Raw genomic sequence first — 386 nt, 5'->3', positions numbered from 1 at the left:
CGCATCTTCACGCATTAAAATCGATAGAGTACCATTCCCTTTAAATGTCTTTAAAGATTCTGTACAATCCTTATCCTTAAAACTTGTAAACTCGATAGAATCCAAGATTTCATCCTTAGAATCCTTATCAATCTTTTTAATAATCAACTTCTCAAACGGACGATGCTTAGGATACATCAAAACATCATAATTTAATGTATCCCCATCCCACTCAGGAACACTCACTAACATCGGACTCATTCTTTCATACTCATGAATATTGACAGGATCAATAAAGTACAATCCTTCTTCTACATCTTCAAGAACAGCTTTACCTTCTTCATCCGTGACAAGAGTTTGTCCAACCATGGAATACCCACTTAATTTTGTACAAATTGCTTCCACTT

General features: G+C 35.0%; 1 pseudogene. It reads right to left on the bottom strand.

Features of this window, described 5'->3' with window-relative positions:
• Positions 1-348: pseudogene (locus ACZQCL_RS03300) on the bottom strand (hypothetical protein); the annotation flags it as partial.
• Positions 349-386: the final 38 nt, after the last annotated feature.

Source organism: Holdemanella sp. (assembly GCF_056804935.1).
The sequence above is the reverse complement of the archived record's forward strand: the minus strand, read 5'-3'. Positions and strand labels throughout refer to the sequence as shown.